A 17,789-nucleotide genomic window follows, 5' to 3' on the forward strand; every position below is an offset into this window, starting at 1 on the left:
CTGGCGCAGCCAGGAGCAAACCCCGCTGTCCGCCTGAACCAATCAAGATCGGACTCTACGAAACTCGGGGCAGCTCAACACCGACGAGCGAACTGTTGATCACGCTGTCCGCGAGGTCAGTCAGCCCGAGCGCCGATAGGTCGTCGTCGAGCCACACCGTCGCGTTCGTGACAAGGACGACTGGGCAATGATTCCGGACCCGACGGAGAAGGCTCACGACCGCTTCATCAGCCCAAAAGTCAGCTTCGGTGAACGCCTTGGCCAGTGCATGAGCGTCACTCGACGACGCATGAGCTCCGAGGCCCCGCACGATCGACTGCGCCCACTTATCCCTGGTGATCTGTCCGAGCAACAGCGGCAGGTCGTTCTCCGGCGCGTATCCAATGGCGGCCGTGATGCCCTCCGGCAGGCCCGCTGCCGCCTCTAGGCGCGTCACCTCGGCGGTGTCATAGAAGCGGATCACCCCATCGAGGTCACACAAGACGGCGTCGAAGGGCAGTTCAGAGGCTGCTATGTCGGTCACCATGCTGCATGAATACCACTGGTGTGATCACAATCGGCAGTTAGGTCCGTCCACTCGACCTCCACAAATACCCTGCTCAGCTTGTTCTTTGAGGTCGGACCGGGCCAGTTGTGACGTGCGGCGGCACCGGACCGCCGACCGCCGAGCAAATCCGTTGGCACCGAGCGCCTTCAGATGACAAGACTGCACCGGTGAACCCCAAGCCGCCGTTGCCCGCCCCGCTCCCTCTGCCAGTACCAGACCCGCGTGCCCGCGACATCGTTCTCGACTACGCGGGCATGGACGCTTCGGTGGCCCGCCTGGTCCTGCCCCGCGACGCGTCGATGTACGTCATGAGCGCGATGGAAACGTCCCGCGAGCTCATCCGGCACTCCTACCTCCGGTACGAGTTCGCCACCGTTGCCGTCACGCATTCCCGGGTGTCGGCAGCGCGGCCCGCCGGCAGCCCCGCGACCCACAGGCTCAGCGACGACACCCCCACGAAGGCGACCACGCCCACCGTCCGCACGAACCAAACCAGCACGACAAGCCCCCCGTTGCGCGACAACGGCCGAGTTTCGCACCGTGGCCGCGCCCCAAGGACACTGCGCGGGGACGGATCCCGGCAGACCGCTACCGGAATGCGGCGATGTGACGCTGAGCCCACTCGGCGAAGGTACGGGGCGCCCGGCCGAGGACGCCCTGGATGTCGGGACTGATCCGCTGCTCGGCGGCGGTCGGCTCACCGAGGATGCTCAGAGTGGTCTCGACCACGGGCTCGGGCATGAACCGCAGCATCTGCGCACGGGCCTCCTCGACGGTCTGCTCGATGAACCGGACAGGCTCCCCGAGCGCCTCGGCGAGCGACTCGGCCCGCTCGCGGGGCGTAGTGAGGACCGGGCCGGTCAGCTCGTAGATCTGCCCGGCGTGAGCGTCTTCTCGCAGGGTCACGGCGGCGACCTCGGCGATGTCGTCCGGGTCCACGGTCGGCAGGCCGATACCGGCGAACGGCGCGGCGATCTCCCGCCGGGTACGGACCGACTCGGCCCAGGCGTAGGCGTTGGAGTTGAAGCCGCCAGGCCGCAGGATCGTCCACTCCATGCCCGACTGCCGTACGGCGTCCTCGATGGCGCGTGCCGTGGCCCCGTGCGAGGCCGAGCGTGGCCGGGTCGCGACCCCTTGGGAGGAGAGGAGAACGACCCGCCGGACGCCGCCGGCCTTGGCCACGTCGAGGATGTCCCCGGGGCTCAGCAGATACGCGGCGGCGCCACCGCTCTGCAGGAACAGCGCCTCGGCGCCCTCGAACACCGGCCGAAGGCTTTCTGGTCGGGTCAGGTCGGCCCTCTGGTGCGGCACGCCTCCCGGTACGTCCGCGGCTGTGATTCCCCTGGATGTCGCGGACACCTTCTCACCGGCGGCCGTGAGGACCTGTACAAGCGACCGGCCGACGTTCCCGGTCGCCCCCGTCACTGCGATCATGGTCAACTCCCTTACATATGCGGGTTGTTACGGAAGCCGGAGTGCTCTCCGGGCGACGTGGCGACGCTAACACCGCGGGTATAGTAGGTACCTACAGGAAAGTGACTATGCCGAAGGGATGCGCATGCCTGACAACGCCACCTGGACGGCGTCGCCCGATGGCGACCCAGAGCGCGCCTGTCCGATCGCTCCGGTCGTCGACATCGTCTTCAGCCGCTGGACGACGCCGATCCTGTGGACCCTCAACACCCATGGCCGGCAACGCTTCGTGGAGCTGGAGCGCCGGATCGCCCGTATCACTCCGAAGGTGCTGACCCAGCGCCTCAGGCAGCTGGAACGCGACGGGCTGGTCGTCCGTACGTACCACGCGGAGGTCCCTCCAAGGGTCGAGTACGAGATCAGCGAACTCGGCCGCAGCCTTGCCCCGCTCTTCGCCCACCTCACCGAATGGGCGACCGACAACCTGCCGAAGGTCGACCGGGCCCGCCACGCCTACGACAGCGCCGGAGACCCCGCCGGCAGTCTTCCGTCGGCGAAGCGCTAGGGAAGGCGGCGGCAGGGCCCGGCCCGGCGGTCAGCGGTCCTGGGAGAGGCGGAGGAGTTCGGCGAAGGTGCCGCCGGCGTGGACCAGGTCGTCGTAGCGGCCCTGTTCGGTGATGCGACCGTGGTCCATGACCACGATGTGGTCCGCGATTCTCGTGTTCTCCAGGCGGTGCGTGATCACGATGGTGATGCGGTCGCCGGAGATCGCCTTGATCTCCTCAAAGATCTGGTGCTCACCGCGTGGGTCCATCTGCGAGGTGGGTTCGTCCAGGATCAGCAGAGACGGACGCCGGTACAGGGCCCTGGAGCAGGCCAGGCGCTGCCACTGCCCGCCGGAGAGCTCCGCGCCGCCGAACGTCTCGCGGGCCAGGAGGGTGTCGAGGCCGGAGGGGAGGTCCTCGATCGCCTCGCGCATGCCGACCGCGTCGACGGCCTCCCACACGGCCGCGTCGTCGTGGGTCCGTGGCTGGCCCAAGGTCACGTTCTCCCGGACCCGTAGCGGCCACTGCGCGAAGATCTGCGGCACGAGGCCGGTCCGGCTCCAGACCGTCGCGGGGGCGACGTCGGCGAGGTCGGTGCCGTTCCAGGAGACGCAGCCCTTGTCGGCCAGGTAGATACCGGTGATCAGACGGGTCAGCGTGGACTTCCCGGATCCGTTGACACCGACGACGGCGACGATCTCCCCGCGCCGCAGGGTCAGTGAGACACCGTCGACGGCCGCCTTGTCCTTGCCCGGGTAGCGGTAGACGACCTCGTCCAGCCGGATCTCCTCCACCGGCGCGCCGATGGCGACGTCGCCGCGCTTGGGGGCCCGGTCCGCCGCGTCGGCGAGGAACGTCTGCATGTCGCCGAGGTAGAGACTGGTGTGGAACACGGCGGCGCCGTTGACGACCACCTGCGACAGGGCCGCCAGCGTCGTCTGCACCGCGACGACCGCGGTCGCGGCGATCGCGAGGGCGACCCTGCCCGTCACGGCGAGCCACGCCAGGGCGCCCCAGGTGGCGACCAGGAAGAACCCTCCCGCGACGGCGGAGACGAGCGCGATGCGCAGGGTCCGCGGCGCCGCCGCCAGGGTGCGCCGGTCGCACCGCTCGGACAGGGAGCGGTACCAGAACAGCAGGTAGTCCGTCATGCCGTTGGCGCGGGCCTCGTCGGCGAACCTGGGCGTCGTCGACCACCAGCGCATCATGCCGCGGATGTTGCGGTCGGCGACGTTGGCGTAGTGGATCTCGTAGTCGACACGGGCGGTCAGGACGGCGCCGATCCCGGCCGGCAGCACGGCGAGTAGGAGCAGCGGAAGCATCAGGATGTTCAGTACGGACAGGACGCCGCCGGCCGTGATCATGCGAATCAGCGCGGACATGAAGCGCTGCGCGTCGGCCACCATGACATGGGTGCGCAGCACGCCCATCTCCGCGGCCTCCTGCCGGTCGGCGAACCCGTCCACCGCGTAGGCGGCCGCCTCGACCCGGCAGACCGCCGCGACCAGGGCGGTGTCGGTACCGGTGGTGAGCGTCGGCGTGATCCGCCGCTCCGCGTACATGGCCACCGCGCCCGCACCACGCGTGAGCGCGGCCGCGCCGGCCATGACCAGAAGGGCCGGCAGGGCCTCGCGGAGGCGATCGACGACCGCGCCCGCGCCGAGGATCGGCCCCATCGCCCGCGCGGTCGCGGCGAGCAGGACCGCGGCGGCAACCCCCGTCACCACCTGACACGCCAGCAGCAGCTGAACGGCCCGGCGGTCGGTCTCCCAGGACATCCGGGTGATGTGGCGCAGGACCGACGGGATCTGGGCGCACAGTTTCCAGAAGGAGACCGCACCCAGCGGATTGACCGAGTACTGCCCGCTGTACTTGATCTCGGCCGGTGGGGGTGGCGGGGGAGTGGTGTCCGTCTGCTGCGGGCTGTGGGTGTCTGTCGATGTCAACTGATCCCCCTGGAAGGCTGCGTGGGCGGTCGCTGTTGCCCGGCTCAACGAAGGGGAGCGGAATATCGAACACACGTGTTTCGGACGTGGCCCGTACCGCGTGACGGCGCGGCGAACGGACCATGCGGGGTGCACCGACCCTTGGCGTTCCTGAGTGCGCTCCGGGACCCCGCATGGCCGAAACGCCGAGCCTGAGACGGAGGTTCCGTCAGGGATCTGGGATTCGAAACCGACCCGGCCGCCGTCAGGGGGCGTTGAGCTCGATGACGCGCCAGATCGTGCCGTACTGCTCGGCCCGGACCCACGTGTACCCCTGCGGGCAGTGGATGTTGACGCGGGCCGTCCCAGGCGTGTCCTGGGCGTCCGTGGAGATTTCGTAGTTCCGCAGCTCTTCGACGCAACTCTTCTGAGTGAAGACGTACCGGCTGTCCGTGGCGAGTTCGGACAGGGCCTCGGGGCAGGACCCGCCAGGAACCCTCGCGCGGAGGGTGGGGGAGGCCAGCCCGCAGGCCAGGCCGGCATCGCCGCTCGCCAGCGCACGGGCGAAGTTACGCGCGGCGGCGCGAGGGTTGTCTGCGGGCTTCGCCAGGTCGTCCGGGGCGGCGGAGGGAGCGGCGGAAGGGGAGGCGGCAGCCGACGGCGCGTCGGCGGAGGGCGCGTCGGAAGGCCCCGACGGCCGCGACGACGTCGGGGCGGGGCCGCCTGGCGGGGCCGGCTTGGCGTCGGGACCGCCGGTGTCTGATCCGCAGCCGGCCGTGCCCGCGAGGAGGGCGAGCGACAGGAGGGCGACGTACGCCGTTCGCTTCGTGATCATGTCGGAAGACTACGGGCGAGCCGTCCGTCCAATCCCGGGGGCCTGGTGTCGCTCACGCACGACTGTCCCGCGGAGAACCCCCTCGCCCGAACAGTCAACGAAATCCGCACTTGATGCCTGCCAGAGCCATTGATTCGTAAGTTACCGTGGGGTTTTCCTTCAAAAAACACGGTCCGTCACCTTGCGCTACGCCCTGCCCTTCCGTAAGGATCTGTGTCCGGCCCGGGCCGTTCTCCCCGGTGCCCTCCCGCCTCCCTGTCTGGATGCCTGGCCGCGCACCGGTAACCCCGTGCCGCCAGCCCCGGTGAACCGCCTGATCCGCGCGGCCGCCCGGATGCCCCCTTCGAGGCTCTTTCCCCGCGACCCCGGCGTCGCGCTCCCTCTCATTCACCTACCTCAAGGCAAGGCAGAGATGGCACCACTGGCCTCGCGCCGACGAACCCCAGCCACCCCGCATCCGGTGGACGAGGTCCTCCCGCTCCCCAAGCTCTCGCTCTACGGATTCCAGCACGTCCTGGCCTTCTACGCCGGCGCCGTGCTCGTACCGGTGATCCTCGGCAGCAGCCTCGGTCTCTCGCGTGAGGAGCTCATCTACCTCATCAACGCCGACCTGGTCACCGCCGGAATCGCCACCATCATCCAGGCGTGGGGCTTCTGGCGGATCGGATCCCGGCTGCCGCTCGTGCAGGGCGCCACCTTCACCGCCGTCTCCCCGATGATCGCCATCGGCCAGGGCGCGGGAGGCGGCACCGCGGGACTGCTGGTGGTCTACGGCGCCGTCATCACCGGCGGTGTCGCGGCCTTCCTCTTCGCCCCGTTCGCCGGGCGGCTGGCCGTCTACTTCCCGCCGATCGTCACCGGCACCCTCCTGACCGTCATCGGCATCGTCCTCATACCGGTGGCCCTCCAGGACGTCGGCGGCGGTTCGACCCTCATCGGCGGGCCCGGCTACGGCGACCCGGCCAACCTCGCCTACGCCGGCGGCACGCTCCTCTTCATCCTGCTCGTCGTGCGCTTCGGCGGGCCGTTCCTGCGCAGCATCGCCGTCCTGCTCGGGCTCGTGGGAGGAACGGCCGTCGCCTGGCTGCTCGGCGACGCCGACCTCGGCGCGGTCGACCAGGCCGACTGGCTCGGCGTCAGCACCCCCTTCCACTACGGCCTGCCCACCTTCTCCCTCTTCCCCATGCTGGCGATGGTCGTCGTCATGCTCATCACCATGGTGGAGACCACCGGGGACGTGTACGCGATGGGCGAGATCACCGGCCGGAAGGTCGACGGAGACACGGTCAGCCGGGCCCTGCGCGCCGACGGCGTCGCCACCGTCCTCGGCGGAGTCCTCAACTCCTTCCCGTACGTGGCGTTCGCGGAGAACATCGGCCTGGTCCGGATCTCCCGGGTCACCAGCCGGTTCGTCGTCGTCGCGGCCGGAGTCTTCATGATCCTGCTCGGCCTGGTGCCTAAGGCCGGCGCCGTGGTGGCCTCCGTACCCCATCCTGTGCTCGGCGCAGCGGCCGTCGCCATGTTCGGCATGGTGACCACCGTCGGCATCCAGATCCTCGCCAAGGTCGACCTGAGGGAGGAACGCAACGCCCTCATCCTGGCCGTCAGTCTCGGCGCGGCCATGCTGCCGACCGCCGTCGCGCCGTTCTTCGAACGCATGCCGACCGAAGTCCGGGCCGTCCTGGGCAGCGGGATCACCCTCGGCACCCTGACCGCCGTGCTCCTGAACCTCTTCTTCCACGCCTTCGAGAGCCGACGGAAACGGGAGGACATCGACTGGGACGGTCTCGCCGACTACGACGACGGCAGGGGCCCGCAGACCGCCACGGCCCGCTGACCCGCCCGCCCCGCCGAGCCGGCGCTCCGCGGGGCCACCCACCGAGGTGATCCGTACGTGTCCCACCCACCGTTCTCTCCCACCCAGGCCCGGGCCGCCCGCCTCCGCATCGGCCTGATCCCCGAGCAAGTCGTCGCCTCGATGGCACAACTGGGGGTACGCCGCCCGCCCGAGGCCGTCCTGGCCTGGGAGGCGGGCACGGTGACGCCCTCGGAGGCCGAACTCTTCGCCTTGGCCGACGCGTTGTGGTGTCCCGTCCCCGTACTGATGGCGCTCCAGCCCAGATCGCTGCGGGAGCACCGCCTGGCCCGGCAGTTCACCGCCGAACGGCTGGCCCTGCGCATCGGCATGGACGTACACGACTACGCGCGCGCCGAGAACGACCACCAATGGAGGGGAACCGACCGGCAGACCCTGCTCCTCGCGGACGCGCTGGGCATCGAGGCGGAGGAGCTGCTGCGCATCATCGGCCGGGCCGGTGAACTCGACGGTCTGCTCCGCCAGGCCGTCGAAGGACGCTGGAAGCAGTACACCGCCCCGCTCGCCCGGCTGGTCGGCGCCCCCGAGCGCAGGGTGGCCCAGGCACTGCGCACCCTGCACCAGGAGTATGCCGGGTTCAACGAGCGCTACATGGGCCACCTCGTCGCCCGCAGCGATCACGCCCGGCTCAAGGAGATCGCCACGGAACGCGCCCGGTGGCTGCACGCCCTCTCCGACCGCTTCCTCCACCTGGCCGGCCCCGACAGCAGGCCGTGACCAGGCGATCCGACGAGCTTCCCCCTACGCCGCCCGCCAGAGCGCAGGCACGCGGGGCGGTTCCCAGCCGGTGACCGACGTGTGCGCCTGCAGGCACACGTACGCCGCACCGCCGTACGTGACCCCGTCTCCGGCGCGATAGGCGCGGCCCGCCGCCCAGGTGCCCGCGGGCGGCGCGGTCGTCGGGGTGGGGGAGGGCGACTGCGGCACGTCCAGGACGAAGTCGAAGGTCCCCTCGCGTGAAGGGCCGACCTCCCGGACGTTCATCAGCAGACGCGCGTCGAAGATCGCGTCGGTGTTGTTGCGCGGCTCGTCCGGGAAGTACAGCTGGGTGGTGAGCACGGGCCGGTTGGGGGCCTGGACCTTGACGTGGATGTGCCGGGTGCGTCCCGGATAGAGCCCGGGGACGATCGTGGACAGCCGGAAGGCGCCCCGGGCGTCGGTGAACTGATGGCCGCGGAAGGCGTATCCCGTGTTGTCGTAGGCGCCGTTGACGTCCGCCTGCCAGAAGTCGAGCAGGGCGCCCGCGATGGGCAGGCAGGCACGGCCGAAGACGTATCCGCTGACGGTCAGCCTGATGCCCGGGGTGCCGGCGTTCACGAGGGACGTGCGGTGCGGGGAGTTGGGCTTGAAGTACGGCCCCTCCGTCTGCGGGACGGTCGGGTCGTCGCCGTCGTCACAGGCCGGGGTCGGTTCCAGGCCGGTCGCGGCGCCACCGGTGTGCTCACGGGCGAGTGCGACTCCGGTGCACGCGAGGAGCGGCACGGCGCCGACCGCCGCGGCGGCTCTGAGCAGGCTCTTCCGGCTGACCGGACGCGCGCCGGCGGGCGGGGCGGCCTCGGGGGTTCCGGCGGGGACGGCCGCGGTCTCGGCCTCGTGGTCGTGGGGGGCGGGCATGCGCGGGCTCCTTCACATCACGGGGTGCACGGGAGTATGGGACGGTGCCGGACCATGGGGGGACGGAGCGGTCACGGCGAGGAGGGTCGTCAGCTGTCCGCTCGGCCCGGCACCGCGCGAGCCAACCTACGGGCCCTCCGTGGCGCCCGCGAGGGACGCGATCCGGGGATCGTGGTGTTTTCCTCCGACTCCGGCCCGGAACTCCTTCGGGGTGAGACCGGTCTCACGCCGGAAGAAGCGGCTGAAGTAGGAGGGGTCCTCGAAGCCGGTCTGCCGGGCGACCTGTCGGACCGTCAGACCGGTCGCGGCGAGGAGCCGTTTGGCCTCCAGGGTCTGCTGCTGGCGGATCAGCCGGCCGGGGGTGTGACCGGTGGCCTGCTTCACCAGGGCATGCAGATGCCCCGCGGAGACCCCGAGCTTCTGGGCGTACTCCGGTACGGAACGCAGCTCGGCGTCCGGCCGCGCGATCAGCCGGGTGAAGGAAGCGGCCAGCTCGGCGGCGCGCCCGGCGGCCGGGCAGGACCCTGGCTCGGAGGCGCGCAGCGCCCGTACGACCAGGATGTGCAGATAGGCCCGGAGCACACCGGCGTACCCCTCGCGCAGGGCGCCGTACTCGCGGCGCATCTCGGTGAACAGCCCGGCGATGTCGGCGTTCTCGCCCGTGAGCCGCAGCCACGGCCGGCCGGCGAGCAGGCGCAGCGCCCCCGCGTCCTCGGGGTGGGAGAGAAGGAAGTCCTCGTTGAAGAGCACGACATCGCCGGTCAGGCCGTCCGCGTCCTTCCAGTAGTGCACCTGGCCAGGGGTGATGACACATAAATGCGGTGGCTCGAGCGGCCAGTGCACGAGATCGAGCACATGCGCGCCCCGGCCGCCGGTCACATGGACGATCTCGTAGAAGGAGTGCCGGTGGGGGAATCCGGCCCTGGACAGCGGGCCGATGGAATCGAAGGAACCGATGGCGAAGGGCATCAGGTGCGGCAGCGGAACCTCCAGCCGGTGCAGCGGGAGGTCCGGAGTGCGGGCCGCGGTCATGGGGTGGTCCGTCGCTCGAACATCCGCCCAGTCTGGGACGGGGCGGGGCCAATGGCCCAGACCATCCGCCGAGCACCTCGATGCGTTCATCGCCCAGTGGGAGCAGCGCGCCGCGCTCGTGAGCACCAGGCCTGGATTCGTCGACTCCCGCCTGCACCGGGCCCGTTCTTCGGACACCCGGTTCCAGCTCGTCAACGTCTCCCACTGGGAGAGCCGGGAGGCATGGGAGGCGGCCACCGCGGACCCTGAGTTCCGCGCCCGCACCCGAGCCGCGCAGGACGACCCGCAGACGCGGATCACGTCCAGCCCCGGCCTGTACGACGTCGCCGTCGAGTTCTCCGCCGCGGCCGCCGAACAGAGCTAGCCGCGCGCCGCGCTTGCCGCCACATCAGTTTCAGCAGCGAAATCCAGGCACACGCGTTCTCGCGCCTACCGGGACGCCAGGCTCACGTCAGCCGCACTGCCAGGTGAACATCGCGCGGTCGAAGTGGCGCTCGGCCAGATCCTCCGGGCGTATGAGCCAGTACAGGACGCCACAGTCGCCCCACATCATGTCGGCATCGTCGTCCGAGTCGAACTGCGCGAGCAGCGTCCAGCGCAATGCCTCCTCCTTGATGCGGGGGTCGTCCCACGGCGGGCTCCCCAGGGCGCCGCGGGCGACCTCCGCCTCCACCTCGTCCTGCACCGGGTCGGCATGGCCGCCGACCCGGTGCTCCGTGCCCTCGGAGTGGTCCCACATGGCGTCCTGGAAGCCCTCGCCCCACACCGGATGGTCGTCGTCCATCGGCCCGAACTCGCGATAGACCACCGGGTGCCAGAGGTACGGCGCCGTCGTCTCCACGCGCGCGCTCAGCGGCACCTCCGGATACGGCTCGATCCCCTCCGGCGCCGCCCGCTCGGCGACCGGAACCCCCGCCGGTACGTACAGCACACGCGCCCCCGCCCAGCTCTCCGGCTCGTCGGGCGCCACCACCGCGACGCCGTCGTCCAACTGCCCGTCGAAGTAGAAGAAGACCAGAGTGCCCTCGGTGGGCAGGTCTATGTCGAGCGCGGCGGAGGGCAGGGCCCCGCAGTCGAGCGAGGCGACGATGGAGAGCGGGCCGTGCCCCTCCCACTCGGGCCACCGCTCGCTCTCCGGCAGTTCAGGCAGTCCACCGAGGCGTCCGACGACCGTACGGACCGCCGTACCCCCGTCCGTGCCTCCGCCTGTGCCTTCGTCCGTGTCCGCAGCCACGGCCCGCTCCAGACGCAGGCCGGGGCGCATCAGCCCGATCCACCGCTCGGCGATGTCGTGGGGGAGGTGCTCGCGGGCGAGAAAGTGCAGCGCGTCGGCTGTGCTGTGAGTCATGGTCCGATCATGCACCGCCCCACTGACAACGCCGTCGCCCTCGCCCCCCGACCACGCCCTCGACCGCGACGCCGTAGGGGTGTTGCGGTATCAGCAACATTTCTGGGCCGATCCGGCACCGGATCCGAGCATGGGCCGCAAGGCGGTCCCGGACGGCAACCCGGGACGAAATCCCGGACAGTAGTCCCCGGACAGAAGGCGGGCCCGTGACCACGACATCCCTGTCAGCCCAACCCGTGCTGAGTGCGCGCCGGCGTTGGACGGTGCTCGCCGTCTGTGCGCTGAGCATGTTCCTCGTCGGCCTCGACACCACCATCGTCAACGTCGGCCTGCCCGTGATCGGACAAGGCTTGGGCGCGGACACCCGCAGCCTGGAGTGGGTGGTGGACGCCTACACCGTCGTCCTGGCGAGCCTGCTCATCGCCGCCGGAGCGCTGGCGGACCGCTTCGGGCGGCGCCGCGTGTTCCGGTGCGGTCTCGTGGTCTTCGGCATCGCGTCCCTCGCCTGCGCGCTCGCTCCCTCGCTCGGCTTCCTCGTCGCGGCCCGGGCCGTCCAGGGTCTGGGCGCCTCGATGCTGAGCCCCGTCGCTCTGGCCATCGTGGTGAACGCCATGCCCGACCCGCGGGAGCGGGCCCGGGCGATCGGCGTATGGGCGTCGGTCTTCGGGCTCAGCATGGCGGCGGGCCCGGTCACCGGCGGGGCGCTCATCGAGGCGTTCGGCTGGCGATCGGTGTTCTGGATCAACGGACCGATCATCGCCGCCGCACTCGTCCTGGTCGCCGTCTTCGTGCCGGAGTCCCGAGGGCAGCGCGCCCGGCGCCTCGACCTGCCCGGCCAGGTACTCCTCACGCTCGCCGTCTCCCTCTCGGTCGCCGTCCTCATCGAAGGCCCCCGCATCGGCTGGACCTCACCCCTGGCCATGACCGGTTACGCGCTGATCGTGGCGACGACCGCCGCGTTCGTCCGGGTGGAGCTCCGCCACCGTGAACCCCTGATGGACCTCGCGCTCTTCCGCCGACCGCTGTTCGCCGGCTCGGTGCTGGGCGCCGTGGCCGTGTTCGTCGCCCTGAACGTGAGTCTTCTGCTGACGACCTTCTACCTTCAGCACGCCCGCGGGTGGACGCCGCTCCAGGCAGGCATGGTGACTCTGCCCATGGCGCTCGGGGCGACCCTGTGCGCGCCGTGGTCCGGCGCCCTGGTGGGGCGCCTCGGCCCGCGCCGCCCGCTCCTCCTCGCGGCCGGCTTCACCACCGCCGGCGGCCTCTGCATGGTCAACCTCGCCCAGGACACGAGCGTCCTTGTGCTCCTGCTGGCCTACCTGCTCATCGGTATCGGCTTCGGCTTCGCCAACGCGCCGCTCACCAGCACCGCCGTCAGCGGTCTGCCGCCGTCCCGCGCGGGCGTGGCCGGAGCCATCACCTCCGCCGCCCGCCAGGTCGGCGCCGCGGTCGGCATCGCGATCGCCGGCGGCCTGGTCGCGGAGGTGAGCCCCACAGGCCTCGCCCACGCCTCCCGCCCCGGATGGCTGCTCGTGGCGGCCTGCGGCGTCTTCCTCTTCCTCGTGGCCCGAGTCTCCCGGCCGGTGACCGACCGTAACTGATGATCTTGCCGCGCGTTGGTCCCACAGGGCCTTACGAACCCATGGAACAGCCTACGAAACCTCGGAACATGAGGGGACTCGCCATGCACCACACCGTCAAGAAGATCGCCTCGATCGTCGGTGCAGCAGCCGCGGCGCTCGGCTGCGTCATCGCCTCGGGCCCGCCCGCCGCGGCCGCCGGCAAGTGGTGCAACCACTCGGTCTGCATCGAGACCTACGACAACGGCACCTACCTGGGCCGGGTGGAGGTCTCCGTCACCAACACCAACCAGCCCAACCGCATCAGCGCCCGCGTCTGGACCACCAACGGCTGGAGCGCCAACACCAAGGTGGAGGACGTCGCCAAGTTCCGCACCTACCGGGACCAGGCATACCCCCAGCGGCACTTCCCCGCGGGCACCCGGCTCTGCGCGGAAGGCTTCCGCGGCGGCGCGAGCGTGGGGCTTCCCTGCGTCACCCTCACCGCCGGGTAGGGTCACCTCCAAGACCATGTCATTTGGGGGGACTTGATGACGACAGCGGATGCGATGCCCATCGTCTTCGTGCACGGAACGCGGTTCAGCGCGGGCCAGTGGAGCACCCAGGTCGCCGCGCTCCATGACGAATTCCCGGTCACCGCCGTCGACCTGCCCGGCCACGGGGAGCGTACGGCCGAGCCCTGGAGTCTGAGCGCGGCCACGGAGATCATCGCTTCCGCGGTGGGGGCGCTCGACCGCGGGCCCGCGCTGGTGGTCGGGCACTCGCTCGGCGGATACGCATCGCTGGAGTTCGCCCGACAACGCCCGGACCGACTGCGCGGGCTGATCCTCGCCGGAGCCAGCGCCTCCACCCGCGGTCCGTGGACCGCGCCCTACCGGTGGGTCACGCGGCTCGTCCCCCGTATACCGGCGGACCGACTGGCCCGCTGGAACGACCAGTTGCTGCGACGGCTCTACCCACCGCACGTGGTGGAGGCGACCATCCGCTCCGGCTACGCCTTCCACACCCTGCCGGCCGCCTGGGACGAGGTCCTTGGCCGCTTCGACGCGGGCGCGATGCGCCATGTGAAGGCCCCCGTACTGATCCTCAACGGCGAGAAGGACAGCCTCTTCCGGGCCGGGGAGTCGGACTTCGCCCGCGCCCACCCGCGCGCCCGCGTCGAACTGATCCCGCGCGCACGCCACCTGGCCAACTTCGACGCCCCGGACGCCTTCACCGACGCCGTCCGCAGATTCGCCCGCCAGCTCCTCGCCGACGACTGAGTACGGACCCCGCCTACGCCTGACGCTCCTGCGCGGCCATCACCTCGTCGCCGTACTCGAAGGCCCACGCACCGAACGCGTCGATCGGCCCCAGCAGCGTCCTGCCGAGCGCGGTGAGCCCGTACTCGACCCGAGGTGGCGCCTCACGATACGTGCGCCGCTCCACCAACCCGTTGAACTCCAGGCGCCGCAGCGTTTCGGTGAGGACCTTGGAGCTGATGCCGCCGATCCGCTCACGCAGGTCACCGGGCCGGGCCGGCCCGCCTCGCAGCGCCCAGACCACCACGGCGTTCCACGTGTTGGAGAGCAGGTCGAAGGCGAGGCGCGCACGGCAGTCGGCGAGGAAGGCATCGGTCGTCACACACCAAATGGTGCCTGACGGCCTTCCTAGTGTCGTCCCGGAAACGTATTGGAGCACGTACGGAAGGGACGACTGATGAAGATCGGCGTACTGGGAACGGGCAACATGGCCGACGCGCTGGCCACCCACTGGGTGAGGGCCGGCCATGAGCTGCTCGTCGGCGGGCGGGACGCCCGGAAGGCGCGGCGCCTCGCCACCCGCATCGGGGGCGGGGCGCGGCACGGGAACCTGCGTGAGGCGGCCGGGTTCGGTGAGGTGGTACTGGCCGCGCTGCCGTACGGAGCGGGGCAGGAGGTGGCCGAAGAGGTGGGTACCGCCCTCGTCGGGAAGGTCCTGCTCGACTGCTCCAACCCGGTCGGCCCCGGCTTCCGCCTGCTGACGCACGACGGCGGATCGGCCGCACAGCGCCTGGCCGCGGCGGCGCCGGGAACCCGGGTCGTCAAGGCGTTCAACCTCTGCCATGAGGACGTATGGCGCATGACCCCGCCCGCCTTCGACGGGAGGCCCCTCGCCGTACCGGTCTGTGGTGACGACGAGACGGCACTCGCGCTGGTACGTCGGCTGGTACGGGATGTCGGCTGTGAGCCCGTGGCAGGGGGCGGCCTCGAACGGGCCGGTCTGCTGGAGGCCACCGCCGCCCTCTTCATCGGCCTCTGGGTAGGCGAGGGAGCGGACGCCCAGGCCATCGCCCCGCCCCTGGCGTATGCGACGGGACCCGGCGGCGACTCCTGAGCCGCGCCCCTCGGGGTGACTGCGCTGAGTGACGGCGGCGACCGCCATTCGTGGGCATATGCCGACACCCCGGGGCGGTTATCCACAGCCTTGCACCGGCTCCCCCTAATTTGGCTACGGTAAGTGACGTCCCCTCGCGTCCCGGGAGCCGAAGATGTCCCATCAAGAAGTCGCCTCCCGAGGGAGAGCGGTCTCGCCCACGTTCTGCGCCGTCGCCCCCAGCCCCGAACTGCGCGAGCGCATGCTGCAGGAGCTCGAGCAGTACCGTGGCGGCCCGGGCGAGCTGTCGAGCCTGCTCGCCTGGGCCCGCACGCCCAGGCCGCTGGGTTTCGACGACGGCACGATCTATCCGCCGGAGGAATTCCCGGCCGGCACCCCCGAGGCCGTCATCAGCTCCGCGGCCGCCGAGCGCGCGCCGCTGCGCGGCACCCTGCGGGTCATCGTCGTGCTGGTGGACTTCTCGGACAAGCCTATGACGGCGACCACGGCGGACATCGACAAACTGTTCTTCTCGCTCGGGGCGATGCAGCACGGAAGCGTCCGTGAGTACTTCCGCGATGTGACGAACGGTCTCATCGACATCGTCGGTGAGACCGTCGGCCCGTTCCGGATGCCGGAGACGATGGCGTGGTACGCCAACAACAACTTCGGCATCGGCAAGCCGACCGGAACGCAGCGCGCCCGGAACATGGCCGAGCACGCCGTGGAGGCCGCCGACCCGCAGGTGAACTTCGCACCGTACGACAACGACGGGAACGGCTTCGTCGACGCCTTCATCGTGGTGCACGCCGGCCGGGCCGGTGACGAGTCGGGGAACCCGGGGCACATCTGGTCGCACAAGTCGATCCTGCCCGCGGTCCACAACGCGGACGGCACAAGGGTGTTCGGCTATCTCACCATCTCCGAGCAGGCGAAGATCGGGGTCTGCGCCCACGAACTGGGACACCTGCTCTTCGGTTTCCCCGACCTCTACGACATCGACGACTCCTCCGAGGGCGTGGGCCGCTGGTGTCTGATGGGAGCCGGCTCGTGGGGCGGCGGCGGGGAGCGGCCTACCCACCCCTCCGCCTGGTGCAAGGTCAACCAGGGCTGGGCCACCACCAAGGTCGTCACGACCAGCGGCAACGAGTCCTTCCCGGACGTGAAGTCCAGCCGGACGGTCCACCGGCTCTGGATGAACGGAGCGGGCGGCAGCGAGTACTTCCTCATCGAGAACCGCCAGCGGACCGGATACGACGCCTCCTTGCCCGGCGAGGGGCTGCTGATCTGGCACATCGACGAGAACCAGCCCAAGAACAACGACGAGAACCACTACAAGGTCGGCCTGGTGCAGGCCGACAACAAGCGCGATCTCGAACTCGCCAGGAACCGGGGCGACGACGGTGACCCCTTCCCGGGCAGCAGCGGCAACACCACCTTCTCCTCCTCCAGCACGCCCAGCTCACGCTCCTACGCGGGCGCCGACACCTGTGTGTCCGTCACCCGGATCTCTCCTCCCGCCGCCACGATGACGGCGGCCGTGTCGGTCTCCTGCGGAAAGTTGCCGATCAAGGAAGTCAAGGAGATCAAGGAGATCAAGGAGCCCTTGAAGGAGGGGAAGGAGCCGTTCAAGGAGCGGAAGGACATCAAGGACCGCAAGGACGGCGCGAAGGAAGACCTGAAGGAGGACTTCAAGGACGACCTGAAGGACGGCCTGAAGGAAGACTTCAAGGACAGCCTCAAGGAAGACTTCAAGGACGGCTTGAAAGACGGCAAGGAGCCGTTCAAGGAGCGCAAGGACGCCAAGGACCGCAAGGAGCTGGTGAAGGACGGCAAGGAGCCGTTCAAGGAGCGCAAGGACAGGCTGGACGGCCAGTTCCCCCAGACGTCGTCCCGGCCGGCCGGTGAGGAAGGCGGCTCCGACCCGACCGCCGCCGCCATCCAGGATCTGCAGACCCGCCTCACGGCACTGGAGCACGCGGTCGGAGGGGCGGGCGGTCAGTCCGAGCCCTTCATCGGCACCGACCTGCGGCCGGATCTGGTCGGCGGGCCGCAGTACGGCGCGGACGCCGGTTCCCTGCGGGAGGCCGTCGAGGCCGGCGATGCGCAGGCAAAGCGCGCCTTCGACACCATGCCGCCGCTGTGAGCGGAAAGCTCCTGGTCCTGGCACCCCCCGGCGATACGGGCGCGGTCGCCGTGGCCCGGCAACTCACCGCCCGAGTCGGCCCCGACCATGTCCTCGCCCTCACACCGGCCGATCTCGTGCGCGCCCGGTGGAGCCACCGGGTGACCGCCCGGGGTGCGACCTCCACCCGTATCACCCTGCCGACCGGAACGGTGCTCCATGACGAGGACATCGGCGCGGTGTTGAACCGGCTGACGCAGATCCCGCCCGCGGCCGGGGCACCGTCGGCAGCAGTCAAGGACCTCGTCTACGCCCGCAGCGAGCGTCAGGCGCTGGCGGCCAGCTGGCTGCTGTCGCTCGCCCCACGGGTGGCCGGCCTGATCAGCGCGTACGGAACCGTCCACGGGCCCGTCTCTCCCACCACCGCGCTGATCCACGCCGAGCGGTGCGGGCTGCCGGTGGCCCGGCGGGGCGGCGCCACGCGCAGCGGCCTGATCGGACGGCCGGCTCCCGGGGAACGGCATGTGCCCCGCCTCGCCTGGCCCGGCGGACGGGGGTCCCCGGTCCCCGTCGACGTACTGCCCGAGCAGCAGACGGCGGACTGCGAACGCCTCC

The 17,789-nt window shown here is 70.5% G+C and carries 18 protein-coding genes; 10 read left to right on the forward strand and 8 right to left on the reverse strand.

The features are described 5' to 3' along the window. Positions 1-55 precede the first annotated feature (55 nt). Together IEZ01_RS21905 and IEZ01_RS21910 are read right to left on the reverse strand one after the other, a co-directional pair. On the reverse strand, positions 56-526 hold the full coding sequence (locus tag IEZ01_RS21905; protein WP_189203286.1) for an HAD family hydrolase: 471 nt from the start codon (positions 524-526) through the stop codon (positions 56-58). A gap of 609 nt (positions 527-1,135) precedes the next feature. Then, positions 1,136-1,981 carry an NAD(P)H-binding protein gene (locus IEZ01_RS21910; RefSeq protein ID WP_189203288.1) on the reverse strand — a complete coding sequence of 282 codons (846 nt, stop codon included), beginning with the start codon at positions 1,979-1,981 and terminating at the stop codon, positions 1,136-1,138. 118 nt (positions 1,982-2,099) lie between these two features. Between IEZ01_RS21910 and IEZ01_RS21915 the strand changes: the two genes are divergently transcribed. Beyond that, positions 2,100-2,525, forward strand: coding sequence for a winged helix-turn-helix transcriptional regulator (locus IEZ01_RS21915; RefSeq protein WP_019891503.1), 426 nt, complete (start codon positions 2,100-2,102; stop codon positions 2,523-2,525). Between the two features lie 30 nt (positions 2,526-2,555). Here IEZ01_RS21915 and IEZ01_RS21920 read toward each other — a convergent pair whose 3' ends face one another. Further along, complete coding sequence (locus IEZ01_RS21920; RefSeq protein ID WP_189203291.1) at positions 2,556-4,451, reverse strand: ATP-binding cassette domain-containing protein; 1,896 nt, start codon at positions 4,449-4,451, stop codon at positions 2,556-2,558. 244 nt (positions 4,452-4,695) lie between these two features. Continuing rightward, the gene (locus tag IEZ01_RS21925) at positions 4,696-5,265 is read right to left on the reverse strand and encodes a hypothetical protein (RefSeq protein ID WP_189203293.1); all 570 of its coding nucleotides are present in this window, start codon (positions 5,263-5,265) and stop codon (positions 4,696-4,698) included. Positions 5,266-5,725: 460 nt separating this feature from the next. On the opposite strand from IEZ01_RS21925, the gene IEZ01_RS21930 reads away from it, so the two are divergent. Both IEZ01_RS21930 and IEZ01_RS21935 read left to right on the forward strand, forming a co-directional pair. Beyond that, positions 5,726-7,102, forward strand: coding sequence for a nucleobase:cation symporter-2 family protein (locus IEZ01_RS21930; RefSeq protein WP_373287655.1), 1,377 nt, complete (start codon positions 5,726-5,728; stop codon positions 7,100-7,102). A gap of 57 nt (positions 7,103-7,159) precedes the next feature. Next, positions 7,160-7,858 (forward strand): helix-turn-helix domain-containing protein, encoded by a 699-nt coding sequence (locus IEZ01_RS21935; RefSeq protein ID WP_189203295.1) that lies wholly within the window; start codon positions 7,160-7,162, stop codon positions 7,856-7,858. A 24-nt stretch (positions 7,859-7,882) separates the two neighbouring features. Here IEZ01_RS21935 and IEZ01_RS21940 read toward each other — a convergent pair whose 3' ends face one another. Next, positions 7,883-8,755, reverse strand: a complete 873-nt coding sequence (locus tag IEZ01_RS21940) for a dioxygenase family protein (protein ID WP_189203297.1) — start codon at positions 8,753-8,755, stop codon at positions 7,883-7,885. Positions 8,756-8,881: 126 nt separating this feature from the next. Continuing rightward, complete coding sequence (locus IEZ01_RS21945) at positions 8,882-9,787, reverse strand: helix-turn-helix domain-containing protein (protein ID WP_189203299.1); 906 nt, start codon at positions 9,785-9,787, stop codon at positions 8,882-8,884. Positions 9,788-9,905: 118 nt separating this feature from the next. Here IEZ01_RS21945 and IEZ01_RS21950 point away from each other — a divergent pair, with 118 nt between their 5' ends. Continuing rightward, on the forward strand, positions 9,906-10,151 hold the full coding sequence (locus tag IEZ01_RS21950; RefSeq protein WP_229833131.1) for an antibiotic biosynthesis monooxygenase family protein: 246 nt from the start codon (positions 9,906-9,908) through the stop codon (positions 10,149-10,151). 87 nt (positions 10,152-10,238) lie between these two features. Here the strand turns inward: IEZ01_RS21950 and IEZ01_RS21955 are convergent, their stop codons facing one another. Beyond that, positions 10,239-11,135: a YwqG family protein gene (locus tag IEZ01_RS21955; protein WP_189203301.1), complete on the reverse strand. Its 897-nt coding sequence runs from the start codon at positions 11,133-11,135 to the stop codon at positions 10,239-10,241. Between the two features lie 206 nt (positions 11,136-11,341). On the opposite strand from IEZ01_RS21955, the gene IEZ01_RS21960 reads away from it, so the two are divergent. From IEZ01_RS21960 to IEZ01_RS21970, 3 genes are all read left to right on the forward strand, one after another. Further along, positions 11,342-12,736, forward strand: coding sequence for an MFS transporter (locus tag IEZ01_RS21960; RefSeq protein WP_189203303.1), 1,395 nt, complete (start codon positions 11,342-11,344; stop codon positions 12,734-12,736). Between the two features lie 68 nt (positions 12,737-12,804). Continuing rightward, the gene (locus IEZ01_RS21965) at positions 12,805-13,209 is read left to right on the forward strand and encodes a hypothetical protein (RefSeq protein ID WP_229833132.1); all 405 of its coding nucleotides are present in this window, start codon (positions 12,805-12,807) and stop codon (positions 13,207-13,209) included. A 36-nt stretch (positions 13,210-13,245) separates the two neighbouring features. Beyond that, entirely contained in the window at positions 13,246-13,977 is a 732-nt protein-coding gene (locus tag IEZ01_RS21970) for an alpha/beta fold hydrolase (protein WP_028798283.1), read from the forward strand. A gap of 13 nt (positions 13,978-13,990) precedes the next feature. Here IEZ01_RS21970 and IEZ01_RS21975 read toward each other — a convergent pair whose 3' ends face one another. Next, a complete protein-coding gene (locus IEZ01_RS21975; RefSeq protein ID WP_019891516.1) occupies positions 13,991-14,338 on the reverse strand; it encodes a winged helix-turn-helix transcriptional regulator in 348 nt (115 codons plus the stop codon). 75 nt (positions 14,339-14,413) lie between these two features. Between IEZ01_RS21975 and IEZ01_RS21980 the strand changes: the two genes are divergently transcribed. The 3 genes from IEZ01_RS21980 to IEZ01_RS21990 form a co-directional block, all read left to right on the forward strand. After that, positions 14,414-15,070 (forward strand): NADPH-dependent F420 reductase, encoded by a 657-nt coding sequence (locus IEZ01_RS21980; RefSeq protein ID WP_019891519.1) that lies wholly within the window; start codon positions 14,414-14,416, stop codon positions 15,068-15,070. A 154-nt stretch (positions 15,071-15,224) separates the two neighbouring features. Further along, complete coding sequence (locus tag IEZ01_RS21985) at positions 15,225-17,195, forward strand: M6 family metalloprotease domain-containing protein (RefSeq protein WP_229833135.1); 1,971 nt, start codon at positions 15,225-15,227, stop codon at positions 17,193-17,195. Then, the coding region (locus IEZ01_RS21990; protein WP_189203305.1) for a hypothetical protein at positions 17,192-17,789 on the forward strand (598 nt) is incomplete at its 3' end. The genes IEZ01_RS21985 and IEZ01_RS21990, both read left to right, overlap by 4 nt.

It is taken from the genome of Streptomyces purpureus, assembly GCF_014648195.1.
Classification (GTDB): domain Bacteria; phylum Actinomycetota; class Actinomycetes; order Streptomycetales; family Streptomycetaceae; genus Streptomyces; species Streptomyces purpureus.